Source organism: Streptomyces sp. DSM 106670, from assembly GCF_055792845.1.
In genome coordinates, this window is the sequence record NZ_CM147704.1 from 6,040,047 (window position 1) to 6,065,535 (window position 25,489).

Sequence of the window (25,489 nt, forward strand, 5' to 3'; positions counted from 1 at the left end):
CCTGCCGGCAACCCAGCCGGCCCCGCTCAGGGCTCCTCGACGGCGTTCAGACGGGTGACCTGAGCGGCGTAGTCGGCGGTTCGCAGCGCGGATGTGCCCGAGGCGTACAGCGCGGCGCCGGCCGTGGCCAGGGGGAGGGAGAGCAGGAAGGCGGCGAGCATCGGCCCCCAGTCGCGTTCGGCGGCACAGAGCCTGCGCTCGGTCTCGGAGTGCGACGCCTCGTCGGAGGAGGCGTCACGGTGGAAGGCGCGGGAATCGCACGCGATCGTCTCGGAGCGCACGCCGTACTCGATGGTGAACGAGAAGAAGAGCTGGTAGGCCAGCCAGAGCCAGATGAGGACGGCCACGGCCACCATTCCCCGGCCCCACCCCTGTTCGCGCACTCCGCGCCTGCGGAACTCCCTGTCGTACACCTGGGCGTGTGAACTGATGAGCGGAAGCATGAGGCGAAGCTAGCGCAGGCGGGCCGGCCCCGGACCGGGGTCGAGCGGTCGGGGGCGCCCGCCGTCTCCGTACCCGGGTGCCCGCCGTCCCCGTCCCCGGTCACCCTCCGTCGAACACCCCTCGATGTCCGGCTTGTTAACTTCCCCCGGGAGGATGTCCCGGAACTGGACGGTTTGTTAACTGTCCGGGTCTCGACTAGGTCTCACCGCTATCCGGACTGTTCTCTTGCGGTGGGCACCGTCTGTAGTGTGCGGCCATCAAACCTCACCACATGGCGAACCAGGGGTGGACCCATGCGAATATTCAAGTCCCGGGCTGTCCGGGCGATCACGACAGCGGTCGCTGTCGGTCTGATCGCCACGGGCTGTTCCAGCGAGCGGGACGAAGGCGGCTCCAAGGGGGGCGACAAGGACACCTTCGTCTTCGCCGGAGCCGGTGACCCCGGTTCCCTCGACCCGGCCCTCGCGAGCGACGGCGAGACGTTCCGCGTCACCCGCCAGGCGTTCGAGGCGCTCCTGGAGCACGAGCCCGGTGGGAGCAAGCTCGTCGGCGGCCTCGCCGAGAAGTGGGAGAGCGACCCGGCCGGCAAGGTCTGGACGTTCAACCTGCGCAAGGGCGTGAAGTTCCACGACGGCGAGGCGTTCAACGCCGCCGCGGTCTGCGCGAACTACGACTACTGGTTCAACTGGACCGGTACGTACCAGTCCAGCGCGGTCTCCTACTACTGGCAGACCATCATGGGCGGGTTCGCGAAGAACGAGGACCCCGAGACGCCCAAGGCGAACTACAAGTCCTGCACCGCCAAGGACGACAACACGGCGGTCATCGAGGTCAACGAGCCCTCGGCGAACCTCCCGGGCGGCTTCTCGCTCCAGGCCCTGGCGATCCACTCGCCGAAGGCCCTCAAGGAGTACGCGAAGCAGAACGCGACCGCCAAGGGCGACGCGATCACGTACCCGAAGTACAGCCAGGAGGCCGGCACGGTCGCCGGCACCGGCCCGTACAAGATCGTGAAGTGGAACAAGGGGAACAAGGAAGTCTCCCTGGAGCGCTTCGACGACTACTGGGGCGCCAAGGCCAAGGTGAAGAACCTGGTCTTCCGCACCATCTCCACCGAGGAGACCCGCCGCCAGGCGCTCCAGGCCGGTGACATCGACGGCTACGACCTGGTCGCGCCGGCCGATGTGACGACGCTGGAGAAGGAGGGTTACGAGGTTCCGACCCGTGACGTCTTCAACATCTTCTACGTCGGTATGAGCCAGTCGGCCAACCCGGCGCTGAAGAAGCCCGAGGTCCGTCAGGCGATCACGCACGCCATCGACCGCGAGAACCTCGTCAACACCCAGCTGCCCGAGGGCGGCAAGGTCGCGACCCAGTTCATGCCCGACACGGTCGCCGGCTTCTCGGACAAGGTGAAGACGTACCCGTTCGACACCGCCAAGGCGAAGGACCTCCTCAAGCAGGCCGGCGAGGAGAAGCTCTCCATCGACTTCTGCTACCCGACCGAGGTCACCCGCCCGTACATGCCCGCTCCGCAGGACATGTTCGAGCTGATGAAGGCCGACCTGGAGAAGGCCGGCATCACCGTCAAGCCGAAGGCCATGAAGTGGGCCCCGGACTACCTGGACGCCACCGAGGCGGGCTCCTGCGCCCTGCACATGCTCGGCTGGACCGGTGACTTCAACGACGGTTACAACTTCATCGGCACCTGGTTCGCCGGACCGGACAAGCAGTGGGGCTTCAAGGACCAGAAGGTCTTCGACGCCGTGAACGCCGCTTCCAAGGTCACCGACCCGGCCGCCCGCACCGAGGCCTACAAGAAGGCCAACGAGGTCATCGCGGAGTACGTCCCCGGCGTGCCGATCTCCTCGTCGCCGCCGGCCATCGCGTTCGCCAAGAACGTCAACCCGCCGAAGGTCTCCCCGCTGACGCAGGAGAACTTCGCCGAGGTCTCCTTCAAGTAATCGCACACCAGCGGGTCCGCCCGGCCACAGCAACCAGGTGGCCGGGCGGACCCGCATCGACGCACGTGAGAAAGGGGCATGCGGGGTGCTGCGACTCGTCGTAAGAAGACTTCTCCAGCTCATTCCCACCCTGCTCGGCCTGTCGGTCCTGCTGTTCCTCTGGCTGAACCGACTGCCCGGCGGACCCGCCTCAGCGATCCTGGGCGAGCGGGCCACCGAAGCCGAAGTAGCGAGAATCAACCGGGCACTCGGGCTCGACGAGCCGGTCCACGTCCAGTACTGGCGGTTCCTCAAGCGCATCTTCGAGCTCGACCTCGGAACCTCCACCCAGACCGGCCAGCCGGTGTGGGACGAATTCACCCTGCGCTTCCCGGCCACCGTGGAGCTCAGCGTCGCCGCCATCCTGATCGCCGTGGTCGTGGGCATCCCGATGGGCTACCTGGCGGCCAAGCACCGCGGCGGATGGCTGGACGTCGCCTCCGTCTCCGGATCCCTCCTCGGCATCTGCATCCCGGTCTTCTTCCTGGCCATGCTGCTGCGCGGGATCTTCTCCGTGGAACTGGGCTGGTTCCCGAGCCAGGGCCGGCTGACCACCGGACTCAACGCCACCGACATCACCGGATTCTCCGTACTGGACGGGTTGTTGACCGGCGAATTCGACGCGAGCTGGGACGCGATCATGCACTTGATCCTGCCCGCCGTCGCGCTGGCCTCGATCCCGCTCGCCGTGATCGTCCGGATGACCCGCGCCAGCGTCCTGGAGGTGCTCGGCGAGGACTACATCCGTACCGCCGAGTCCAAGGGCCTGGACAAGAAGACCGTGCGCGGCCGCCATGTGCTGCGCAACGCCCTGCTGCCCGTGATCACCGCGGTCGGCCTGCTGACCGGCAGCCTGCTCTCCGGAGCGGTGCTCACCGAGTCCGTCTTCGACTTCGGCGGCATCGGCTCCTTCATCCGTACCGCGATCGACGGCCGTGACTACCCGGTCCTCGTCGGATTCATTCTCTTCATCGCGATGGTGTACGTGCTCATCAACCTCCTGGTCGACCTCGCGTACAGCATCATCGACCCGAGAGTGCGGGTGCACTGACGTGACGATCATGACCAACAAAGCAGACAAGATCGACCGTCTCGCCGAGCTGACCCAGAGCACCGAGACCGTCACCGGCACCAGCCTGTGGCGCGAGGCGTTCCGCAGGATGCGCTCCAGCAAGATGGCGATCATCGGCGCGGCGATCATCGCCGTGTTCATCCTCGTCGCGATCGTCGGCCCCTGGGTCGCCCCGCACGGGCCCACCGCGCAGAACTGGCGCAGTGAAGTCTTCCCCAACCAGGGCAAGTTCGTCGGCATGCGCGGCGAGAACTGGTTCGGCCTGGACCACCTGGGCCGCGACATGTTCTCCCGCTGGCTCGTCGGAGCCCGGCAGACGCTGCTCGTCGGTGTCGTCTCCATGCTCATCGGCCTGATCGTCGGTGCGCTGGTCGGGGTGCTGTCCGGCGCCGCCGCCACCCTCGGCGGCAAGATCGGCCAGCGCGTCGACACCGTGATCATGCGCTTCACCGACATCATGCTGTCGCTGCCCTCGCTGCTGCTCGCCGTCTCCATCGCCGCGGTCCTCGGCCAGTCGCTGACCACCGTGATGATCGCCGTGGGTGTCGTCCAGATCCCCATCTTCGCCCGCCTGCTGCGCGGTTCGATGCTGGTCCAGGGCGGCGCGGACTATGTGCTCGCCGCGAAGGCGGTCGGCATCCGGCGCAAGCGGATCGTGCTCACGCAGATCCTGCCGAACTCGCTGAGCCCCGTGATCGTCCAGGCCACCCTGAGCCTGGCCACCGCGATCATCGAGGCCGCGGCCCTGTCCTACCTGGGCCTCGGCAACCCCGACCCGGCCGTTCCCGAGTGGGGCGTGATGCTCTCCCAGGCGCAGCGCTTCTTCGACAACGAGCCGATGATGGCCGCCTACCCGGCCGTCGGGATCATCATCACGGCCCTCGGCTTCACCCTGCTCGGCGAGTCCATGCGCGAGGCCCTCGACCCGAAGTTGCGAGGCTGAAGTCCCATGTCACTGCTCTCCGTTGAGGAACTCAGCGTCACCTTCACCGCCCGCGGCCGCAAGGACGCCACGGCCGTGGACGGCGTCTCCTTCGAGGTCGACCAGGGCCAGGTCGTGGGCCTGGTCGGCGAGTCGGGCTGCGGCAAGTCCGTCACCTCGCTCGCCCTGATGGGGCTGCTGCCCCGCAAGGCCGCGAGGATCGGCGGCCGTGCCGAGTTCGACGGCCAGAACCTGCTGACCATGAGCGAGCGCAAGCTCCGCGACATGCGCGGCAGCCAGCTGGCGATGATCTTCCAGGACCCGCTCTCCTCGCTGAACCCGGTCGTCCCCATCGGGATCCAGGTCACCGAGATCCTCCAGCGCCACCGCGGGCTGAAGGGCGAGAAGGCCCGCAAGGAAGCCGCGTCCCTGCTCGACCGGGTCGGTATCCCCGACCCGGACCGGCGGCTCAAGGAGTACCCGCACCAGCTCTCCGGCGGTATGCGCCAGCGCGCGCTGATCGCCATGGCGGTCGCCTGCGCCCCCCGGCTGCTGATCGCCGACGAGCCGACGACCGCGCTGGACGTGACGATCCAGGCGCAGATCCTGGAGCTCCTGAAGGAGCTGGTCGACCAGGAGGGCACCGCCCTGCTGATGATCACGCACGACCTCGGTGTCGTCGCCGGCCTCTGCGACGAGGTCAACGTCCTCTACGCCGGCCGGGCGGTGGAATCGGCGGGCCGCCGCGAGCTGTTCGCCCACCCCACCCACCCGTACGCGCACGGGCTGCTCGGCTCCATCCCGCGCCTCGACGCACCGCGCGGCGAGCCGCTGCACCCGATCCGCGGGTCCATCAACGACAAGATCGCCTGGGCCGACGGCTGCGCGTTCGCACCCCGGTGCGACCACTACACGATGGAGTGCCTCACCGGCACCCCCGAACTGACCGAACCACGCACGGCCGGACACCAGGTGCGCTGCGTCAACCCGGTCCTGCCCAAGGCGGAGGTCCCGGCATGAGCCTTCTCGAACTGGACGACGTCAAAGTCCACTTCCCGGTCAAGAAGGGCCTCTTCTTCGACCGTACGGTGGGCCACGTCTACGCGGTCGATGGCGTCTCGCTGACCATCGAGGCCGGTCAGACGTACGGCCTGGTCGGCGAGTCGGGCTGCGGCAAGACGACGCTCGGCCGGGCGGTCCTGCGGCTGAACGACATCACCGACGGCGGGGTCGTCTTCGACGGCACCGACCTGGCGAAGCTGCCGTCCGAGGAGATGCGGGCCTTCCGCCGCCGCCTCCAGATGGTCTTCCAGGACCCGCTGGGCAGCCTCAACCCCCGGCAGAACATCGAGTCCATCCTGGCCGAGGGCATGGCCGCGCACGGCATCGGCAAGGACGCGGCGGAGCGCCGGGAGAAGATCAAGGACATCCTCGCCAAGGTCGGCCTGCCGTCCAACGCGATGTCCCGCTACCCGCACGAGTTCTCCGGCGGCCAGCGCCAGCGCATCGGCATCGCCCGCGCGCTGGTCCTGGAGCCGGACGTGATCATCTGCGACGAGCCGGTCTCCGCGCTCGACGTCTCGGTCCAGGCGCAGGTCATCAACCTGCTGGAGGAGCTCCAGGAGTCCCTCGGCCTGACCTACCTGGTCATCGCGCACGACCTCGCGGTGGTCCGGCACATCTCGGACGTCATCGGGGTGATGTACCTCGGCGGGCTCGTCGAGGAGGCCCCGAGCGACGCGCTGTACGCGGGGCCCCGGCACCCGTACACCAAGGCGCTGATGTCGGCCGTCCCGGTGCCCGACCCCGAGGTGGAGGACCGCCGCGAGCGGATCCTGCTCCACGGCGACCTGCCCTCCCCGGCGAACCCGCCGACCGGCTGCCGCTTCCACACCCGCTGCCCGTGGGTGCAGGAGACCAAGTGCGCCACGGAGCGTCCGCCGCTGCTGGACACCGGCGACGGGCACAAGGTGGCCTGCCACTACACGGCCGAGATCGAGGCCGGCACGGTGAAGCAGACCCTGGCGACCGGCATCGAGGCGGTCACCGGGACGGAGACGGTGGCGGCCGAGGCGGTGGAGGTGTCGGAGAGCGACACCGCGGTCCCGGAGGCCGACAAGGCCGACAAGGCCGACAAGGCCGATAGAGCCGACAAGGAAGAGTCGGAGGAACCCGCGGCCGTACCGGCTCAGGCCGACGCGGAGGCCGCTGAGAAGGCGGAGGACAGCCGCAAGGTCTAGTACCGGCACAATTGCCCGGTGCTCACCGAACTGTTCACGCCCTCCGTCCAGCATGCGCTCGATCTCGTCGGGATCTTCGTCTTCGCGATCTCGGGCGCGCTGCTCGCCGTCCGCAAGAACTTCGATGTCTTCGGCATCGCGGTTCTCGCGGAGGTGACAGCGCTGGGCGGAGGGCTGTTCCGCGATGTGATGATCGGCGCGATCCCGCCCGCCGCCTTCACCGACCTCGGCTACTTCATCACCCCGCTCTTCGCCGCCGTGCTGGTCTTCTTCCTCCACCCGCACGTGGAACGCATCCAGGTCGGCGTCAACGTCTTCGACGCGGCGGGGCTCGGCCTGTTCTGTGTGACCGGCACGGTCAAGGCGTACGAGTACGGCCTCGGGCTCACCGCGTCGGCGGCGCTCGGCCTGGCCACGGCGGTCGGCGGCGGTGTGCTGCGCGACGTCCTGGCCAACGAGGTGCCCTCGCTGCTGCGCTGGGACCGCGACCTGTACGCGGTGCCCGCGATCGTCGGCGCGACCATGGTGGTCCTGTGCATCCGCTTCGACACCCTCAACGCCCTGACCAGCGGCCTGGCGGTGATCGCCGCGTTCGTCCTGCGGCTGCTGGCGCTGCGCTTCCACTGGCGGGCGCCGCGCGCGTACAACCGTTCCTCCGCGCGGGCCGAGGAAGCCTGAGGTCCGTCGCCGAGTGTGCCGAGTATTGCGGGACCCAAAAAGCTACCGCTCAGTAGGGTGATGGATGTACCGTGCATGCCATGGCACAGGCAGCGACTGAGGCAGTGACCGGAGCGGCGCGGACCGCACCGGCGACCATCGGCGACAGCGAGTTCGACCGGGACACCGCGGTCACCCTGCGCGAGGAGGGCGTCTACGACGCCGAGCTCTCCGCGGGCTGGACCATCATCCACGCGGTCAACGGCGGCTATCTGCTCGCGCTGCTGGGCCGTGCGCTCGGCGAGGCCCTGCCGCACTCCGACCCGTTCTCCGTCTCGGCGCACTACCTCACCGCCTCCGTGCCGGGCCCCGCCGTCGTCCGCACCCAGATCGTCCGCACCGGCCGCACCCTCTCCACGGGCCAGGCCTCCCTCTTCCAGTACGCCGAGGACGGCAGCGAGGTCGAGCGCATCCGGGTGCTGGCCACCTACGGCGACCTGGACACGCTCCCCGACGACGTCCGCACGACGGCCCTGCCGCCCGCGATGCCCGACCGCGACCACTGCCTCGGCCCGAGCGACGGCGCGCCCAGGATCCCCGGCAGCTCCGCCATCACCGACCGCCTCGACATCAAGCTCGACCCGGCGACCGTCGGCTGGGCGATCGGAGCCCCGTCCGGCAAGGGCGAGATGCGCGGCTGGTTCGGCCTGGCCGACGGCCGCGACCCGGACCCGCTGTCGCTGCTGCTCACCGTGGACGCCCTGCCGCCGACCTCCTTCGAGCTGGGCCTGACCGGCTGGACCCCCACCGTCGAGCTGACCACCCACATCCGCTGCCGCCCCGCCCCGGGCCCGCTGCGCGTCTCCATCACCACCCGCAACCTCGCGGGCGGCTTCCTGGAGGAGGACGCCGAGGTCTGGGACAGCGCCGACCGCCTCGTCGCCCAGTCCCGCCAGCTGGCCAAGGCCCCGCGCGAGAAGTAGTCGCGGCACAGAATCGCGGCAACCGGGGATCCGGCCATCATGGACCGGTGAAATCCGACCGGCTGCTCGCGGAGCTGGCCGTGTCGGAGATCAACCGGGCGCGGTCCCTCCTCGCCTTCGGGGCGGCCGTGGAGGTCCTCGACCCGCCCGAGGCCCGCACCCTGCTGGCCGAGTCCGCCGCCCGGGTCGTCGAGATGTACGCGGCCGACGGCTGACCCGGCCCGCCGCCCCTCACTCCCAGCTCGCGGACTCCGGATCGACGCCGTGGGCCCGGGCGTTCGCGGCGATCACCGCGCACAGCCAGTCGTTGAGCCCGGCGGCGATCGCGTCGTAGTACGCGGCGTACCCGGGGTCGGTGACATACGTCCGGCCGATGCAGACCTGCATGGCGTACGTGCAGTCGAAGTACGTCGAGATCTGCGCCCGGTGCCGCTCCGCGAGGGCGTTCGCCCGGTCCGAGCCGGCGGCGACGCCGGTCCGGCAGGCCTCGGCGAGGTCGGCGGTCAGGGCCTCGGTGGCCGCCGCCACGTCCTTCCACTCCTCGGCGCTCATCCCGGCCGCCCGCTCCGTGTACTGCGCCCACTGGTCCGTGCCGCCCCAGCGCTCCTCGGCCTCCTCGGCCCAGCCGGGCCGCCAGTCGGCGCCGAAGATCTCCACCTGCTCCTCGGGCGTCAGCCGGATCCCGGGTTTCGACTCCAGCAGCATCCGGTCCACCGCCCCGACCATCCGCTCCAGCCGGGAGATCCGGTCCGCGAGCTGCCCCCGCTGCCGGCGCAGATGCTCGCGCGCGTCGACCTCCGGGTCGTCCAGGAGCCGCCCGATCTCGGCGAGCGGGATGCCGATCTCGCGGTAGACGAGGACCCGGTGGAGCCGGGCGACGTCGTCGTCCCCGTACACCCGGTAGCCGGAGCGGGTGCGCCCGCCCGGCCGCACGAGACCGATCGTGTCCCAGTGGTGCAGCGTCTTCACACTGACCCCGACGAGCGCGGCGGTCCGCCCGACGGTCAGCCCGTCGGCCGGGCCCTCGGCGGGCGGCTCCCCGGGGCGGCACTCCTCGTTGCTCACCGGCCCAGTCTCCCGCAGCCGGAGCAGGGTCACACGGCGGTCGGCACGCCGGCGGCGGCCAGGATCTCCCGTGCGGACAGGGCCACACTCGCGGCGGCGGTCAGCCCGGTGGCCGCGAGGTGCGCGTCCACGAAGCGCAGCCCGGCCGCGTACCCGGCGAAGTCCGGCAGCCCGACCGGCTCCTGCCCCAGCCGCAGGGTGGTGCGGTCGCCGAACACGTACGGAGAAAGGTTCGCCATGCCCGCCACATCGATCCCGGCCGCCACCTTCACGCAGACCTCGTCCAGCTCCGGGCCGTGCAGGGAGGTCGCCCAGGGGCCCATGGCAGCCTCGCCCGCCAGCTCCCGCACGAACGCCTCGGCCAGCCCCTCGGCCACGACCTGCTCGCCCACCGTGACCGCCATCGGGTCCCAGACCACGTTGGCGTAGCGGACGTTGTGGTGCAGCTCATGGGCGGCGGCGTGCCCGATCTTGGTCAGGCCGGTTCCGGTGGGCCACATCATCAGCAGGATCGCGCCCGGGATGCCGCCGAGGCCGAAGTACCCCTGGTTGAGGCCCAGCTGCGGGTCGTCCGGGTCGCCGAGCATCAGGACCACCTGCACGGTGCCGGCGGTCCGCGCCCCGGGCGCCGCCGCGCCCAGCCGTTCCTGTGCGGCGGCGAGCGACTCCTCGACCCGCTGCCACACCCGGGCCTCCCGCATCCGCTCCAGGGCCGCAAGCAGGCGCGGGTCGTCCCGGTCGAGCGGGAAGCCGCTGCCCGAGCGGTGCGTCTCGACCAGGTCGCCGACCCCCACCGGGGACATCACCTCCTGCAACGGGGCGTACATCTCGCGCAGGGCGTCGGGTCGTTGGGCCACGGGGCGGCCGAGGAGGTCGAGCAGGGCGGAGGCGGTGTCATGGACGACGATCTTCATACCGGGGGACCGTAGAGCCTCCTGTCGCGGGAGGGTCAAGGGCCGCCGCGGCGTCTCCTGGTCTTCCGCCCGGTCCGTGCGTACGTCACCCCTCGTCCAGCCAGTGCGCCCGGCCGATGGTGACCAGCCGCAGCCGCCGCCGGGCCACCCGGACGACCTCCTTCTCACCCTCCGGTCCGGCCTCCAGCAGGGTCGACGTGGTGATCACCATGTGGTCCACATAGAGCCCGCCGAGCATCAGCAGGTCCTCCTCGCTCCACCCGGCCGACCCCGGCTCCTGGCCGAGCGCGCAGGCGACCTCCTCCGCGAACCGCCGCAGCTGGGCCGCGATGGCCTCGCGCACCGGGCCGACCCCGCCGTGCTGCTCGCGGGCGATGAACCGGAAGTGGGCGGGCTGCGCGCCGACATGACGCGCTATCACCTCCACGCTGCGGTCCAGCCGCTCCTCGCTGTCGCCCGTCTCCGCGAGCACCGCGCCGATCAGCCCGTGCAGGCTGCCCAGAGTCTCCTCGACCAGGGCGACGCCGAGCGCGGCGGTGTCCTCGAAGTGCCGGTAGAAGGCCGTCGGCGTGACCCCGGCGGCCCGGGTGACCTCCCGCAGTCCCAGGCTGCTCAGGCTCTGGTGCTCCAGCAGGACGAGCGCGGCGTCCAGGAGCGCCTGGCGGGTCCTGAGCTTCTGGGTCTGGCGGATTCCGACGGGAGTGTGACTCATGCCATTCAGTAAACAACCGTTCTCCGAGTCGAGGGAAGGGTGTGGGGTTTAGACTTTCAAGTCAGTGAACACTCGTACTCCGAATGGCGTTCGGCTCGCTTCCGGACGGCTTTCGTCGTCGCACAGAGAGGTTCCGCCGTGCTCGTCCTCGTCGCCGCGCTGCTCCTGCTGGGGATCGTCCTCGGGACGGTCGCCCATATCCCGCTGCCGCTGACCCTGGCCGCCGCGGCCGTGATCGGCTGCTGGCTGCTGATCTTCGCCGTACGCGAGCGCGCGTCGCGCCGCACCCACTGACCCGCCGCACCCGCACCCGCCGAGCCTGCCGTTTCCCGGAACGATCCGAAGGAGCTCGCACCATGACCCTCACCCTCATCGACCGCACCCGCCGCACGGACGCGGCCCCCGGCAAGCACGGCGTCGACCCGGGCGCGGCGCCGGAAGCGGGGAAGAGCCCCGACCCCGCTCCGCGCCGGGCCGCCGGACGTGAGGCGGACGGTCTCGCCGTCGCCTCGTTCGTCCTCGGCCTCGTCGGGCTGCTGGTCTTCAACATCCTGCTCGGGCCCACCGCGATCGTGATGGCGCTGCTGGCCCTGGCCCGCCGCACCCGCCGCCGGGGACGCGCCTGGCTCGGCCTCGCCCTGGGCGTCGCCGACCTCGCCGTGCTCGCCGTCCTGGTCACCGCCAACGGCACGGTCGCCTGGAGCATCGGCGGCTGACCCGCACCCCCCGACGCGGCCCCGCGAGCCGCTCACCCCGTGCCGGATCGGGCTCCGGACCGGGGCCCCGACCTGCCATCGAGCCGGTCCGCCGCGCCCCGTACGGGCGTGCGCGGGTGCCTGGCCGTGACGCGCCCGGCATGCGCCCCACCCGGGGCTCGTAGAATCGGCCCCATCATGGCCTACCTCGACCACGCCGCGACCACCCCGATGCTTCCCGAAGCGATCGGGGCGATGACCGCCCAGCTCTCCGTCACCGGCAACGCGTCCTCACTGCACGCCGCCGGACGCCGGGCCCGCCGTACCGTCGAGGAGTCCAGAGAAGCCCTCGCCGACGCCCTCGGCGCACGCCCCAGCGAAGTCGTCCTCACCTCCGGCGGCACGGAGGCCGACAACCTCGCCGTGAAGGGCCTCTACTGGTCCCGCCGCGACGCCGACCCCCGCCGTACCCGGGTCCTCGCCGGCCCCGTCGAACACCACGCCGTCCTGGACGCCGTCGACTGGCTGGCCGAGCACGAGGGCGCGACCGTCGACTACCTCCCGGTCGACCGCTACGGCCGGGTGCACCCCGAAGACCTGCGCGAGGCGATCCTCCGCAACCCCGACGACGTCGCGATGATCACGGTCATGTGGGCCAACAACGAGATCGGCACCATCATGCCGGTCCGTGAACTGGCGGAGGTGGCAGCGGAGTTCGCCATCCCCATGCACGCCGACGCGGTGCAGGCCTTCGGACAGCTGGAGGTCGACTTCGCCCGCTCCGGCCTGGCCGCGATGACGGTCAGCGGGCACAAGATCGGCGGCCCGTTCGGCATCGGCGCGCTGCTGCTGGGCCGTGACCACACCCCCGTACCCGTGCTGCACGGCGGCGGCCAGGAGCGGCATGTGCGCTCCGGCACCCTGGACGTGCCCGCCGTCGCCTCCTTCGCGGTCGCCGGGCGGCTGGCCGCCGAGCGGCGCGAGCAGTTCGCCCGCCGCGTGGGCTCGCTGCGCGACGACCTGGTGGCCGCCGTACGCCAAGCCGTGCCGGACGCCGTCCTCGGCGGCGACCCGGACCCGGCCGGACGCCTCCCGGCCAACGCCCACTTCAGCTTCCCGGGCTGCGAGGGCGACTCCCTCCTGCTGCTGCTGGACGCCCAGGGCATCGAATGCTCCACCGGCTCCGCCTGCACCGCCGGGATCGCCCAGCCCAGCCACGTCCTGCTCGCCACCGGCACCGACCCGGACCTGGCCCGGGGCACCCTGCGCTTCTCGCTCGGCCACACCTCCACCGAGGAGGACGTCAAGGCGCTCGCCGAGGCGATCGGCCCGGCGGTCGAGCGGGCGAGGACCGCCGGACTCAGCTGAGAGCCGTCACCCCGAGGCCTTCGCGGAAGAGGAAGCGGAAGCGGAGGCCGAGCCCGAGGAGGCGGGCGTGGGGGAGGGCGGCGCGGTCGCGGCCCGGCGCACCAGCTCCATGTACCGGTCCCAGTCCCAGTGCGGACCCGGATCGGTGTGGTCGGTGCCCGGCACCTCCACATGCCCGATGATGTGCTTCCGGTCGATGGGTATGTCGTGCCGGGCGCAGATCGACGCGGTGAGCCGCGCCGAGGACTCGTACATCGCCTTGGTGAGGTCCTTCGGCCGGTCCACGAACCCCTCGTGCTCGATGCCGACGGCCCGCTCGTTGAAGGAGCGGTTGCCCGCCTGGTACGCCACGTCCAGCTCGCGGATCATCTGCACCACCCGCCCGTCCTGCCCCACGATGTAGTGCGTCGCGGCCTGGTGGGCGGGGTCCTGGAACACCTTCACGGCGCTGTCGAAGCTGCCCTGGGTGACATGGATGATCACGCGGTCGATCGGGAAGTCGTCGGGCCGGTCTGCACGCCGCCAGTTCGCCTCCGAGGCGGCCACCCAGGTCGCCCCCGCGTAATCCAGCTCGCCCGGCTTCCGCGGCTTCTCGATGCCCGGCACCTGCCACCACAGCCGCTTCACCTGGTCGCGCGCGAGCACGGCGACCGTGCCGGCGGCCACCACCGCACCGCCGCCGATCAGCAGCGCGCGCCGGCCGACGCCCTCGGCGGGCTTCTTCCGCGACGGCCTGCCTGCGGGCTTGTTCGACGCCCGGGTGCTCCCGTTGTTCCCCATGTGGTCGTCAACGCATATCCGCGAGCGTTCGGTTCCCGGGGACCCGTACCCTGGAGAGGCTATGACTCAGACTTCCCAGCGCCCCCTGCGTGTCCTCGCCGCGATGTCGGGCGGCGTGGACTCCGCCGTCGCCGCGGCCCGTGCCGCCGAGGCGGGCCACGACGTGACCGGTGTCCACCTCGCCCTGTCCGCGAATCCCCAGTCCTTCCGGACCGGGGCGCGCGGCTGTTGCACCATCGAGGATTCCCGGGACGCCCGCCGCGCGGCCGACGTCATCGGTATCCCGTTCTACGTCTGGGACCTGGCGGAACGCTTCCGCGAGGACGTCGTCGAGGACTTCGTCGCGGAGTACGAGGCCGGGCGCACGCCCAACCCCTGCCTGCGCTGCAACGAGAAGATCAAGTTCGCCGCGCTCCTCGACAAGGCGCTCGCCCTCGGCTTCGACGCCGTGTGCACCGGCCACTACGCCACCGTCGTGCTCACCGAGGACGGCAGCCGTGAGCTGCACCGCGCCTCCGACATGGCCAAGGACCAGAGCTATGTGCTCGGCGTCCTGGACGAGAAGCAGCTCGCCCACGCCATGTTCCCGCTCGGCGACACCCTCACCACCAAGGACGAGATCCGCGCCGAGGCCGAGCGCCGGGGCCTGGCCGTCGCCAAGAAGCCCGACAGCCACGACATCTGCTTCATCGCCGACGGCGACACCCAGGGCTTCCTCGCGAACCGCCTCGGCGGCCCGGCCGAGGGCGACATCCTCGACGAGACCGGTACGAAGCTGGGCACCCACGAGGGCGCCTTCGGCTTCACCATCGGCCAGCGCAAGGGCCTGAAGATCGGCCACCCGGCCCCCGACGGCAAGCCGCGCTACGTCCTCGACATCTCCCCGGTGAACAACACCGTCACCGTCGGTCCCGTCGAGGCCCTCGACGTGACCTCGCTGACCGCCATCAAGCCCCGCTGGTGCGGAACGCCTCCGTCCGGGCCGGGCACGTACACCGCCCAGCTGCGCGCCCACGGCGGCGAGACCGAGGTCACGGCCGAGCTGGTCGACGGTTCCGAGCTGAACGTCACCTTCACCGAGCCGGTCCGGGGCGTGGCCCCCGGCCAGGCGGTCGTCCTGTACGACGGCACGCGTGTGGTCGGCTCGGCCACCATCGCGACGACCGTCCGCCGCGAGCGGGTGGCCGCGGGCGGCTGAGCCCGGTCCGCTGACGGCTCACGGCGCTCGGGCCCGCAGGCGGCTCACGACGCCTGTCGGTACGCGTACACGTCCCTGGCGAAGAAGTCCGTCAGCACCGGGGCGATCACCTGGGGCGCCACTTCGCGCATCTGGCCCGTCAGTGTGCGGTGCCGGCCGCGCGGCAGGGCCTCGGCCAGGGTGCGGGTCGCCGCGCGGGCCGGGGCGCTGCTGAAGCCGCCGCAGATCACCAGCGTCCGGGCGGCGACCGCCCCGAACCGCTCGGCCGGAACGGATCCGTCGCCCAGCAGCGCGTCGTCGTACGCCAGGGTGTGCGCCATCGCCTCCAGCTCCGCCCACGCCGGGGTGCGCCGCAGCAGGGCGGCCGTCTCCGCCGGGACGCCCGTCAGGGACAGGAACAGCTCCACCGCGCCGGCCCGGTCCCCGGCCGCCAGCAAGCGGTGCAGCCGGGCCGTGCAACGGGCCTTGAACAGCAGACCGGAGGCGCCCGGTGTGTAGGGCGGCTCGTACACGGCGAGCAGCTCCACCGGGAGCCCGGCGGCCGCCGCCTCCAGCGCCAGCGCCCCGCCGGACGACATCCCGAAGACCGCCGCGCCCGCCCCGGCCGCGCCGACGACGGCGGCCAGATCCTCGACCTCGCGCGCCACGGTGCAGCGCCCGGCGGCACCGCTCGCGCCCCGGCCCCGGCGGTCGTAGGTGAGCACCGTGAAACGCGGCGCGAGCAGGGCGGCCAGCGGCGCCTCGGCCGCGGCGGTGCTCAGCGCCCCGCCGACCAGCACCAGCGGCGGCCCCTCGCCCTGGCGGCGGTAGGCGATCGGCGTGCCGTCGGCGGAGAGAATCCTGTCCATGGGAGAGGAGACCGGGGCGGCCCGCGAAACTCATCGCTCCGGCGGGAAAAACTTCCGCGGACCGCCCGGAGCAGGTCAGTCGGCGACCGTCTCCGTCGCGTAGAAGCAGAAGTGGTCCTTGATCGCGGCGACTTCGGGCTTCGGGTCCGGATAGGCCCAGACGAGATCGGCGGCCCCGGGCAGCGACCAGTAGGAGGCGTCCCCCTTGAACGGGCAGTGGGTGGAGGTGTCCGACGGGGAGAGCAGCTCGGTACGGACGTCCTCGGGCGGCAGGTAGTAGCGGACCGGACAGCCGGTCTCGCGGAGCACGAGCGGGCGGCGGCTCTCGGCCAGCACCCGGCCCTCGTGCACCGCCCGCACGTGCTCGGTGCCCTGTTCGACGGTGATGCGGTGTCCTCGGGTGGCAGTCATGCCTGTTTCAGCGGCGTACGGGGCCGTCTTCTTCCCGTACGCCGATTCCGTACGCCGATCCCTTACGCCGATCCCGTACGTTGATCCGTCCCCGGAACGGGGGAGTGTCCGAGGCGGGTCGTACGGTTGCCCCATGAACATCTGCGTCTTCCTCTCCGCCGCCGACCTCGACGACCGCTACACCGTGCCCGCCCGGGAGTTCGCCGAGCTGCTCGGCAGAGGCGGCCACACCCTCGTCTGGGGCGGATCGGAGAGCGGGCTGATGAAGGTCGTCGCGGACGGCGTGCAGTCGGCGGGCGGGCGGCTCGTGGGCGTCTCGGTCGACTTCCTCGCCGCGAAGGCCCGGGAGAACGCGGACGAGATGGTGATCGCCCGCGATCTCGCCGAGCGCAAGGCGCTCCTCCTGGAGAAGGCCGACGCCGTCGTGATCATGGTCGGCGGGACCGGGACGCTCGACGAGGCCACCGAGATCCTGGAGCTGAAGAAGCACGGCAAGCACACCAAGCCGGTCGTCCTGCTCAACACGGCGGGCTTCTACGACGGGCTGCGCCAGCAGTTCCAGCGCATGGAGGACGAGGGCTTCCTGCCGCTGCCCCTGACCGACCTGGTCTTCTTCGCCAAGGACGGCGTCGGCGCGCTGGCCTACCTGGAGGAGTCCGCCGGTCTCCAGTAGAAGGCCCGGATCTAGGATCGCCCCATGGCTACCCACCTCATCACCGGCGCCGGATCCGGCATCGGCGCCGCTGTCGCCCGCCGCCTCCTGGAGCGCGGCGACGAACTCGTCCTGCTCGCCCGTGACGCGGGCCGCGCCAAGGAGTTCGCCGACCGCTACCCCGGCGCGCGCACCCTCGTCGGCGACCTCGGCAATCCGGACCGGCTGTCCTGGGCGTTCGGCCAGCAGGCCATGCCCGAGCGGATCGACACCCTGCTGCACATCGCGGGCGTCGTCGAGCTCGGCGAGGTCGGCGAGCTCACCCCCAAGTCCTGGCACTTCCAGATCGACGCCAACCTCATCGCCCCCGCCGAGATCACCCGCCTCCTCATCCCCCAGCTCCGCGCCGCCCGGGGCCACGTCCTGTTCGTGAACTCCGGCGCCGGGCTCAACGCCCACGCCGGGTGGAGCGCGTACGCCGCGAGCAAGCACGGCCTCAAGGCGCTCGCCGACTCGCTGCGCCACGAGGAGCACGCCAACGGCGTGCGCGTCACGTCCGTCTACCCGGGCCGCACCGCCAGCCCGATGCAGGCCAAGGTCCACCAGCAGGAGGGCAAGGAGTACGACGCGGAGCGCTGGATCGACCCGGAGTCGGTGGCGACCACGATCCTGATGGCGCTCGACCTGCCGCGCGACGCCGAGGTCAACGACCTCACCGTCCGCCCCGGCCGCTGACGCCCTGAGGAGCAGCCGCCCCGCCGGTGACCGTAGGCTTCCCGGGTGAGCGAGAAGAGCAAGTTCAGCGGGTGTCCGGCGACCGGCATCGGGTCGATGCCCGGGGGAGACGCGAGGGAGGCGGCGAAGACCGTCACCGGCTCCTTCGCCGACGGCCAGGGCATGCCGTACCTGGCGGAACTGCCCGCGCGCGGGCCCGGCGCCGACATGATCGGCCGGACCATCGGCATGCTCGTAGAGATGTACGGACACGTCGAGCCGAGCGGCTGGCGGATCAGCGACCGGCCCGGCCGCGACACCCGCAGGGCCCGCTCCTGGCTGGGGGAGGACCTGGACGCCCTGGAGGAGTTCACCCAGGGGTACGAGGGGCTGCTCAAGGTCCAGGCCGTCGGGCCCTGGACGCTCGCCGCCGCCCTGGAACAGCGCGGCGGCGAAGCCATGCTGGCCGACCCCGGCGCCTGCCGCGACCTCGCCGGATCCCTGGCCGAAGGACTCCGCGCCCACCTCGCGGAGGTCCGCCGCCGGATGCCCGGGGCGAAGGTCGTCCTCCAGCTCGACGAACCCTCCCTGACCGCCGTCCTGCTGGGCCGGATCCGCTCCGCCAGCGGCTACCGCACCTACCGCGCCGTCGACCGCCAGATCGTCGAGTCGGCCCTGCGCGACGTCCTCGCGGCGGCGGGCGAGGACGGCACGACGCTCGTCCACTCCTGCGCCCCCGAAGTGCCGTTCGCGCTGCTGCGCCGGGCCGGGGCCGACGGCATCTCCTTCGACTTCTCCTTGCTCACCGAGCGTGAGGAGGAGGCGATCGGGGAAGCCGTCGAGGGCTCCACCCAGCTCTTCCTCGGCGTGGTGCCCTCCACGGACGCGGCTTCGGAGGGATTGTCGGACCCGGGCGGTAGCGTCATGGGAGTCAGGACGCTGTGGAGCAGGCTGGGGCTGAATCCGGGGACTCTCGCCGAGTCCGTCACGATCACCCCGTCGTGCGGTCTCGCGGGTGCGTCGCCCGCGTACGCCCGTACCGCGCTCGCCCACAGCGCCCGGGCGGCGAGGTCGCTCGCGGACAACCCTGAGTGACGGGGACGACGGGTACACAGGAGGACGGGACGATGGCGGGCGAACAGCGGGTGGAGCAGGAGAGTTCGGTCCCGGCAGGCGTGCGGGAGACCCACGCGCTGCTGGCCGAGCAGATCGACGAGCACCGCTTCCGGTATTACGTGAAGGACCAGCCGGTCGTCAGCGACGCCGAGTTCGACCGGCTGATGCGTTCGCTGGAGGCCCTGGAGGAGGAGTATCCCCAGCTCCGCACCCCGGACTCGCCGACCCAGAAGGTCGCGGGGCCCTATGTCACGGAGTTCACCTCCGTCGAACACCGCGAGCGGATGCTCTCCCTGGACAACGCCTTCGACGCCGACGAGCTGGCCGCCTGGGCCGAGCGCGTCGCCAAGGACGTCGGCACCCCCGACCACCACTTCCTGTGCGAGCTGAAGGTCGACGGCCTCGCCGTCAACCTCACCTACGAGCACGGCCGGCTCACCCGGGCGGCGACCCGCGGCGACGGCCGCACCGGCGAGGACATCACCCCCAACGTCCGCACGATCGCCGAGATCCCGCACCGCCTGAAGGGCGAGGACATCCCGGCGCTCGTCGAGATCCGCGGCGAGGTCTTCTTCCCCATGGAGGACTTCGAGGAGCTCAACGCCCGGCTGGTCGCCGCCGACGACAAGCCCTTCGCCAACCCCCGTAACGCGGCGGCCGGTTCGCTGCGCCAGAAGGACCCCAAGGTCACCGCCACCCGCCCGCTGCACATGGTGGTGCACGGCATCGGCGCCCACGAGGGCCTGAGCATCGACCGCCTCTCCCAGGCATACGACCTCCTGCACTCCTGGGGCCTGCCCACCGCCCGGCACAACAAGGTCGTCGACTCCCTGGAAGGCGTACGGGAGTTCATCGCGTACTACGGCGACCACCGGCACTCCGTGGAGCACGAGATCGACGGCGTCGTCGTCAAGCTCGACGAGATCCCGCTCCAGGGGCGCCTGGGCTCCACCTCGCGCGCCCCGCGCTGGGCCATCGCCTGGAAGTACGCCCCCGAAGAGGTCAACACCAAGCTGGTCAACATCCGCGTCGGCGTCGGCCGCACCGGGCGCGTCACCCCGTACGCCCAGGTCGAGCCGGTCGAAGTGGCCGGCTCCGAAGTCGAGTTCGCCACCCTGCACAACCAGAACGTGGTCAAGGCCAAGGGCGTCCTCATCGGCGACACCGTCGTCCTCCGCAAGGCCGGCGAGGTCATCCCGGAGATCCTCGGCCCCGTCGTCGATCTGCGCGACGGCACCGAGAAGGCCTTCGAGATGCCGACCCACTGCCCCGAGTGCGGGACGGAGCTGCGCCCCATGAAGGAGGGCGACATCGACCTCCGCTGTCCCAACGCCCGCACCTGCCCGGCCCAGTTGCGCGAGCGGGTCTTCTACCTCGCCGGGCGCAAGTGCCTGGACATCGACCACTTCGGCTATGTGGCCGCCGCCGCGCTCACCCGGCCGCTGGAGCCCGCCGAGCCGGTCCTCAAGGACGAGAGCGATCTGTTCTCGCTCACCGTCGAGCAGCTGCTGCCGATCCGGGCGTACGTCCTGGACCAGGACAGCGGGCTGCCCAAGCGCGACCCGAAGACCGGCGAGGAGAAGATCGCGACGGTCTTCGCCAACCAGCAGGGCGAGCCCAAGAAGAACGCCGTCGCCATGCTGGAGGGCATCGCCGCCGCCAAGGACGCCCCCCTCGCCCGGATCCTCACCGGGCTCTCCATCCGTCATGTGGGCCCGGTCGCCGCCCAGGAGCTGGCCCGTCAGTTCCGCTCCGTCGACCGGATCGACGAGGCGACCGAGGAGGAGCTGGCCGCCGCCGACGGCGTCGGCCCGACCATCGCCGCCTCCGTCAAGCAGTGGTTCGCCGAGGACTGGCACCGCGAGATCCTGCGCAAGTGGCGCGAGGCCGGGGTGCGGATGGCGGACGAGGGCTCCGACGCCGACGAGGGTCCCCGCCCCCTCGACGGACACACCGTTGTCGTCACCGGCACCCTCGCGGGCCACACCCGCGACGGAGCCAAGGAGGCGCTCCAGGCCCTCGGCGCGAAGGTCGCCGGATCGGTGTCGAAGAAGACCGCGTTCGTCGTCGTCGGCGACAACCCCGGCTCCAAGTACGACAAGGCGATGCAGCTGAAGGTGCCCGTGCTCGACGAGGACGGATTCGCGATCCTGCTCGAAGAGGGACCCGAACGCGCCCGGGAGGCAGCCCTTCCCGTACCGGAATCCGAGCCCGCGGCGGCCCCGGCGGACAGCGCGGAGTAGACGCGGAGTAACCGACCGCCGGGCCGCACGTCGCCCGCTGTTCTCCGGATCGAGACGCCTTCGAGACGCTGCCCCGGCGTGGCGCGGCCCGGGCGGGGAAGGAAACGGGGCAGAGGGGTGAAGAAAGGTCGGCCGTTCCCCGAATGGCCCTGGCGCACCACCCGTTCGGGCCATTAGCAGATCGTGACGGGTGGTCGGCTCGCATTCGGGCAAGAGCTGTAGAGCGCTGCCCCTGGAAGCCTTTCGCGGCCTACTGTTGAGAGGTGTGCCCGCCGTGCACGGCTGCTCGACCGGGCCGTGACGTCACAGGAGCGGGCGCCACCGAGGGACATCGGCACCGCCGGCTGTGAGAGGGACGGAATGAAACCGACCGAGAGCGCCGCACCGGTGTCGCGGCTGCAAGGTTTCGTCGGCCTCACGCCCCCCGTGGGCGCCGCCGTCGTGGGGATCGCCGCGTTACTGCTGGTGGTCGGGTCCTACCGGACCGTCCAGCAGGGCAACGCGCTCTTCCCGGACGGGGCGGTGGGCTGGTCGCTGGCCGTGCTCACCGGCATCATCGTCGGCCATCTGGTGGCGCTCGGCCGCGACCGCTGGTGGGGCGGCACGGGCTCCGGGGCCGCCCTCACCCTCGCCGTGCTGCTGCTGTACGGCTGGCTGCCGGCCGTGCTGGTCAGCCTCGCCGTCGTGGTGCTCGTCGGGACCGCCCGCCGACACCGCTGGTGGCAGGGGCTGCTGCACGGCGGGGTCGACATGCTGGGCATCGGCGCGGCCGCCCTGGTGCTGGCCGCCTTCGGCGAGGTGCCCACCGTCGAGGAGCCCTGGCAGCCACTCGACTGGGGCATCGCGGCCGTCCCGGAACTGCTCCTGACGGCGTCCACGTATCTGCTCGTCACCCGCGTCCTGCTGTGGTACGCCCAGGCCCCGCACAACGGCGGGCTGCCCACCATCGCCCGGACCGCGATGCTGCGGCAGGGCCTCGTCGCCGTCGCGCTCCTCGGGCTCGCCCCGCTGATCTGCGCCGTCGCGATGTCCATGCCCGTCCTGCTGCCGCTCTTCGCGGTGCCGCTGATCGCCCTGGACTCCACGCTCTGGATCGCCCGCGCCCGCGCCGAGGAGCAGCTGCGCGACCCGCTGACCGGGCTGCCCAACCGCCAGTGGCTGCTGGAGCGCACCTGGTCGGCGCTGGAGGACGCGGAGTCCATCGGCACCCGCTCCGCGCTGGTCCTCATCGACCTGGACCGCTTCCGCGCGGTCAACGACACCCTGGGCCACCTGGCCGGCGACCGGCTGCTGCTGCAGATAGCGGAACGCCTGCGGCTCGCCCTGCCGCGCGGTGCGGAGGCGGCCAGGCTCGGCGGCGACGAGTTCGCCGTCCTGCTGCCGCACACCGACTCCACCACCAGCGCCCAGCAGGTCGCCCGCCATCTGGTCGCCGAGCTGTCCTCGCCGCTCGACCTGGACGGGCTGACCCTCGTCCTGGAGGCCAGCGCCGGGGTCGCGGTCTACCCCGACCACGCCCTGGACGCCGAGGGCCTGCTGCGCCGGGCGGACGTCGCGATGTACCAGGCCAAGCGGGACCGCACGGGCGTGGAGGTCTACGAGTCCAAGCGGGACAGCAACACCCCCGACCGGCTCGGGCTCCTCGGCGATCTGCGCCGGGCGCTGGACGCGGGCGAGGTCGAGCTGCACTACCAGCCCAAGGTCCGCTTCGACGGGCAGGTCGCCGGTCTTGAGGCGCTGGTGCGCTGGGTGCACCCGGAGCGCGGCCGGGTCCCCCCGGACGAGTTCATCGCCATCGCCGAGTCCTCCGGCCTGATGCCGCACCTCACGGAGTACGTCCTGGAGACGGCGCTCGCCCAGGTGGCCCGCTGGCGGGCGCAGGGCCTGTTCGTACCGGTCGCGGTCAACGTCTCCCCGCGCGACGTCCACACCCCCGGCTTCGCGGGAGGCGTCGCCGCCCGCCTCGCCCGCCACGGCGTGCCCGCGGGAGCGCTCCAACTGGAGATCACCGAGCATGTGCTGCTGGAGGATCCGCAGCGCGCCGCCGACACCCTGGCCGGGCTCACCGCGCACGGCGTGAAGATGTCCCTCGACGACTTTGGCACCGGCTACTCCTCCCTCGTCCACCTGCGCAGGCTTCCGGTCAGCGAGCTGAAGATCGACCGGTCCTTCGTGGCCCGCCTCGCCGTCGACCACGAGGACGCGGAGATCGTCCGCTGCACCATCGACCTGGCCCACTCGCTCGGCCTGGTCGTCGTCGCCGAGGGAGTCGAGGACGACGAGACCTGGGAGCGGTTGCGCGACCTCAGGTGCGACGCGGTGCAAGGCTGGCTGGTGGCGGCCGCGATGCCGCCCCAGGAGACGACGGCCTGGCTGCGGGCGCGCGGCGAGCACGGCTGGCGCAGGCCCGCCGAGCTGAAGGCCCAGGCGGCGGCCGCCGCGGGGTCGGCCACCGCCTCGGCGACCGGCTCGATGAACGGGTCGCTGAACGGCGCGGTGAACGGCGCGGCGGAGACCGACACCCCCTGAAGATCCCGGGGAGCGGAGACCGCGGAGGCGTAGCCCCATCGGGCCGGGGCACCCGTCCCCCGGAGACCCCATAGGATTGGGCCAAAACCACACACCAACCCCTGAGGATCGCTGCATGCCTGGCATCACGCGCGAGGAGGTCGCCCACCTCGCCCGGCTGGCGCGTCTGGAGCTGAAGGGCGAAGAGCTCGATCACTTCGCCGGTCAGCTCGACGACATCATCGGCGCGGTCGCCCGCGTCTCCGAGGTCGCCGACCAAGACGTACCGCCGACCTCCCACCCGCTGCCGCTGACCAACGTCATGCGCGCGGACGAGGTCCGTCCGTCGCTCACCCCCGCGCAGGCGCTCTCCGGCGCCCCGGCCCAGGAGCAGCAGCGTTTCAAGGTGCCGCAGATCCTGGGGGAGGACTAATCGCCATGACGGACATCAGCACCATCATCAAGCTCACCGCGGCCGAGATCGCCGGGAAGATCGCCTCCGGCGAGCTGACCGCCGTCGAGGTCACCGAGGCCCACCTGGCCCGGATCGACGCGGTCGACGAGAAGGTCCACGCCTTCCTGCACCTCGACCGCGAGGGCGCGCTCGCCCAGGCCCGTGCCGTGGACGCCAAGCGCGAGGCGGGCGAGAAGCTCGGCCCGCTGGCCGGCGTCCCGCTCGCGCTGAAGGACATCTTCACCACCAAGGACATGCCGACCACCGTCGGTTCCAAGATCCTTGAAGGCTGGGTCCCGCCGTACGACGCCACGCTCACGCGGAAGCTGCGCGACGCCGACGTCGTCATCCTCGGCAAGACCAACATGGACGAGTTCGCCATGGGGTCCTCCACCGAGAACAGCGCCTACGGCCCCACCGGCAACCCCTGGGACCTCACCCGCATCCCCGGCGGCTCCGGCGGCGGCTCCTCCGCCGCCCTCGCCTCCTACGAGGCCCCGCTCGCCATCGGCACGGACACCGGCGGCTCGATCCGCCAGCCCGCCGCCGTCACCGGCACCGTCGGCGTCAAGCCCACCTACGGCGGCGTCTCCCGCTACGGCATGGTCGCCTTCTCCTCCTCCCTCGACCAGGGCGGGCCCTGCGCCCGTACGGTCCTGGACGCGGCGCTGCTGCACGAGGCCATCGCCGGGCACGACCCGATGGACTCGACGTCCATCGACGCCCCGGTCCCGCCGGTCGTCGAGGCCGCCCGCAACGGCTCCGTCCAGGGCATGCGCGTCGGCGTCGTCAAGCAGTTCCGCGGCGAGGGCTACCAGGCCGGTGTGCTCCAGCGCTTCGACGAGTCGGTCGAGCTGCTGAAGTCGCTCGGCGCGGACGTCGTCGAGCTGGACTGCCCCTCCTTCGACCTGGCGCTCTCCGCGTACTACCTGATCGCGCCCTCCGAGTGCTCCTCCAACCTGGCCCGCTTCGACGCCATGCGCTACGGCCTGCGGGTCGGCGACGACGGCACGAAGTCGGCCGAGGACGTCACCGCCCTCACCCGCGAGGCCGGCTTCGGCGACGAGGTCAAGCGCCGCATCATCCTGGGGACGTACGCGCTCAGCTCCGGCTACTACGACGCGTACTACGGCTCCGCCCAGAAGGTCCGCACCCTCATCACCCAGGACTTCGCGAAGGCCTTCGAGCAGGTCGACGTGATCGTCTCGCCGACGACCCCGACCACCGCCTTCCCGATCGGCGAGCGCGCCGACGACCCGATGGCGATGTACCTCGCGGACCTGTGCACCATCCCCACCAACCTGGCCGGCAACTCCGCCATGTCGCTGCCCTGCGGCCTGGCCCCGGAGGACGGTCTGCCGGTCGGACTGCAGATCATCGCCCCCGCCATGAAGGACGACCGGCTCTACAAGGTCGGAGCGGCCGTCGAGGCCGCGTTCGTGGAAAAGTGGGGGCATCCGCTGCTTGAGGAGGCTCCGTCGCTGTGAGTG

26 protein-coding genes are annotated in these 25,489 nt (G+C 71.5%); 19 read left to right on the plus strand and 7 right to left on the minus strand.

The genetic code is table 11. The features are described 5' to 3' along the window. Positions 1-26 precede the first annotated feature (26 nt). Positions 27-443, minus strand: coding sequence for a hypothetical protein (locus ACSMXR_RS26870; RefSeq protein WP_137234524.1), 417 nt, complete (start codon positions 441-443; stop codon positions 27-29). A 294-nt stretch (positions 444-737) separates the two neighbouring features. Between ACSMXR_RS26870 and ACSMXR_RS26875 the strand changes: the two genes are divergently transcribed. The 8 genes from ACSMXR_RS26875 (at position 738) to ACSMXR_RS26910 (ending at position 8,536) form a co-directional block, all read left to right on the plus strand. Beyond that, positions 738-2,408 carry an ABC transporter substrate-binding protein gene (locus ACSMXR_RS26875; RefSeq protein ID WP_218524667.1) on the plus strand — a complete coding sequence of 557 codons (1,671 nt, stop codon included), beginning with the start codon at positions 738-740 and terminating at the stop codon, positions 2,406-2,408. 85 nt (positions 2,409-2,493) lie between these two features. Continuing rightward, positions 2,494-3,498, plus strand: coding sequence for an ABC transporter permease (locus ACSMXR_RS26880; protein ID WP_030079026.1), 1,005 nt, complete (start codon positions 2,494-2,496; stop codon positions 3,496-3,498). A 1-nt stretch (position 3,499) separates the two neighbouring features. Then, positions 3,500-4,462: an ABC transporter permease gene (locus ACSMXR_RS26885; RefSeq protein WP_137234526.1), complete on the plus strand. Its 963-nt coding sequence runs from the start codon at positions 3,500-3,502 to the stop codon at positions 4,460-4,462. 6 nt (positions 4,463-4,468) lie between these two features. Beyond that, positions 4,469-5,461 (plus strand): ABC transporter ATP-binding protein, encoded by a 993-nt coding sequence (locus tag ACSMXR_RS26890; RefSeq protein WP_137234527.1) that lies wholly within the window; start codon positions 4,469-4,471, stop codon positions 5,459-5,461. Further along, on the plus strand, positions 5,458-6,681 hold the full coding sequence (locus ACSMXR_RS26895) for an ABC transporter ATP-binding protein (protein ID WP_473170098.1): 1,224 nt from the start codon (positions 5,458-5,460) through the stop codon (positions 6,679-6,681). The genes ACSMXR_RS26890 and ACSMXR_RS26895 overlap by 4 nt, the downstream gene beginning before the upstream one ends. Before the next feature lie 18 nt (positions 6,682-6,699). Beyond that, a complete protein-coding gene (locus ACSMXR_RS26900; protein WP_137234529.1) occupies positions 6,700-7,359 on the plus strand; it encodes a trimeric intracellular cation channel family protein in 660 nt (219 codons plus the stop codon). An 80-nt stretch (positions 7,360-7,439) separates the two neighbouring features. Continuing rightward, positions 7,440-8,321, plus strand: a complete 882-nt coding sequence (locus ACSMXR_RS26905; protein WP_218524663.1) for a thioesterase family protein — start codon at positions 7,440-7,442, stop codon at positions 8,319-8,321. Between the two features lie 47 nt (positions 8,322-8,368). After that, on the plus strand, positions 8,369-8,536 hold the full coding sequence (locus ACSMXR_RS26910; protein ID WP_473170099.1) for a WCX domain-containing protein: 168 nt from the start codon (positions 8,369-8,371) through the stop codon (positions 8,534-8,536). A gap of 16 nt (positions 8,537-8,552) precedes the next feature. Here the strand turns inward: ACSMXR_RS26910 and ACSMXR_RS26915 are convergent, their stop codons facing one another. The 3 genes from ACSMXR_RS26915 to ACSMXR_RS26925 all read right to left on the minus strand — a co-directional run bounded on the left by ACSMXR_RS26915 (position 8,553) and on the right by ACSMXR_RS26925 (position 11,012). Beyond that, entirely contained in the window at positions 8,553-9,386 is an 834-nt protein-coding gene (locus tag ACSMXR_RS26915; protein ID WP_473170100.1) for a MerR family transcriptional regulator, read from the minus strand. Positions 9,387-9,415: 29 nt separating this feature from the next. Further along, entirely contained in the window at positions 9,416-10,300 is an 885-nt protein-coding gene (locus ACSMXR_RS26920) for a DUF2268 domain-containing putative Zn-dependent protease (RefSeq protein WP_473170101.1), read from the minus strand. Between the two features lie 85 nt (positions 10,301-10,385). Beyond that, complete coding sequence (locus ACSMXR_RS26925; RefSeq protein ID WP_218524660.1) at positions 10,386-11,012, minus strand: TetR family transcriptional regulator; 627 nt, start codon at positions 11,010-11,012, stop codon at positions 10,386-10,388. Between the two features lie 138 nt (positions 11,013-11,150). Between ACSMXR_RS26925 and ACSMXR_RS26930 the strand changes: the two genes are divergently transcribed. The 3 genes from ACSMXR_RS26930 to ACSMXR_RS26940 all read left to right on the plus strand — a co-directional run bounded on the left by ACSMXR_RS26930 (position 11,151) and on the right by ACSMXR_RS26940 (position 13,075). Beyond that, positions 11,151-11,306: a hypothetical protein gene (locus ACSMXR_RS26930; protein ID WP_030632692.1), complete on the plus strand. Its 156-nt coding sequence runs from the start codon at positions 11,151-11,153 to the stop codon at positions 11,304-11,306. Between the two features lie 62 nt (positions 11,307-11,368). Then, positions 11,369-11,728, plus strand: coding sequence for a hypothetical protein (locus ACSMXR_RS26935; protein ID WP_137234535.1), 360 nt, complete (start codon positions 11,369-11,371; stop codon positions 11,726-11,728). Between the two features lie 177 nt (positions 11,729-11,905). After that, on the plus strand, positions 11,906-13,075 hold the full coding sequence (locus tag ACSMXR_RS26940; RefSeq protein ID WP_137234536.1) for a cysteine desulfurase family protein: 1,170 nt from the start codon (positions 11,906-11,908) through the stop codon (positions 13,073-13,075). Positions 13,076-13,081: 6 nt separating this feature from the next. Here ACSMXR_RS26940 and ACSMXR_RS26945 read toward each other — a convergent pair whose 3' ends face one another. Next, a complete protein-coding gene (locus ACSMXR_RS26945; protein ID WP_473170102.1) occupies positions 13,082-13,855 on the minus strand; it encodes an N-acetylmuramoyl-L-alanine amidase in 774 nt (257 codons plus the stop codon). Between the two features lie 61 nt (positions 13,856-13,916). Here ACSMXR_RS26945 and mnmA point away from each other — a divergent pair, with 61 nt between their 5' ends. Beyond that, on the plus strand, positions 13,917-15,053 hold the full coding sequence (gene mnmA, locus ACSMXR_RS26950; protein ID WP_137234538.1) for a tRNA 2-thiouridine(34) synthase MnmA: 1,137 nt from the start codon (positions 13,917-13,919) through the stop codon (positions 15,051-15,053). A 44-nt stretch (positions 15,054-15,097) separates the two neighbouring features. Here the strand turns inward: mnmA and ACSMXR_RS26955 are convergent, their stop codons facing one another. After that, a complete protein-coding gene (locus ACSMXR_RS26955; protein ID WP_218524657.1) occupies positions 15,098-15,901 on the minus strand; it encodes an alpha/beta fold hydrolase in 804 nt (267 codons plus the stop codon). 75 nt (positions 15,902-15,976) lie between these two features. Further along, on the minus strand, positions 15,977-16,312 hold the full coding sequence (locus ACSMXR_RS26960; RefSeq protein WP_218524656.1) for a DUF427 domain-containing protein: 336 nt from the start codon (positions 16,310-16,312) through the stop codon (positions 15,977-15,979). A gap of 133 nt (positions 16,313-16,445) precedes the next feature. On the opposite strand from ACSMXR_RS26960, the gene ACSMXR_RS26965 reads away from it, so the two are divergent. The 7 genes from ACSMXR_RS26965 (at position 16,446) to gatA (ending at position 25,486) form a co-directional block, all read left to right on the plus strand. Continuing rightward, on the plus strand, positions 16,446-16,985 hold the full coding sequence (locus ACSMXR_RS26965; RefSeq protein WP_137234541.1) for an LOG family protein: 540 nt from the start codon (positions 16,446-16,448) through the stop codon (positions 16,983-16,985). Between the two features lie 24 nt (positions 16,986-17,009). After that, positions 17,010-17,699, plus strand: coding sequence for an SDR family oxidoreductase (locus ACSMXR_RS26970; protein WP_364885449.1), 690 nt, complete (start codon positions 17,010-17,012; stop codon positions 17,697-17,699). Between the two features lie 45 nt (positions 17,700-17,744). Next, entirely contained in the window at positions 17,745-18,773 is a 1,029-nt protein-coding gene (locus tag ACSMXR_RS26975) for a methionine synthase (RefSeq protein WP_137234543.1), read from the plus strand. Between the two features lie 32 nt (positions 18,774-18,805). Further along, the gene (ligA, locus tag ACSMXR_RS26980) at positions 18,806-21,037 is read left to right on the plus strand and encodes an NAD-dependent DNA ligase LigA (RefSeq protein WP_381789392.1); all 2,232 of its coding nucleotides are present in this window, start codon (positions 18,806-18,808) and stop codon (positions 21,035-21,037) included. A 360-nt stretch (positions 21,038-21,397) separates the two neighbouring features. Next, on the plus strand, positions 21,398-23,566 hold the full coding sequence (locus tag ACSMXR_RS26985) for a putative bifunctional diguanylate cyclase/phosphodiesterase (protein WP_137234545.1): 2,169 nt from the start codon (positions 21,398-21,400) through the stop codon (positions 23,564-23,566). Between the two features lie 115 nt (positions 23,567-23,681). Then, positions 23,682-23,978, plus strand: coding sequence for an Asp-tRNA(Asn)/Glu-tRNA(Gln) amidotransferase subunit GatC (gene gatC / locus ACSMXR_RS26990; protein WP_003966094.1), 297 nt, complete (start codon positions 23,682-23,684; stop codon positions 23,976-23,978). A gap of 5 nt (positions 23,979-23,983) precedes the next feature. Further along, a complete protein-coding gene (gene gatA / locus ACSMXR_RS26995; protein ID WP_137234546.1) occupies positions 23,984-25,486 on the plus strand; it encodes an Asp-tRNA(Asn)/Glu-tRNA(Gln) amidotransferase subunit GatA in 1,503 nt (500 codons plus the stop codon). Positions 25,487-25,489: the final 3 nt, after the last annotated feature.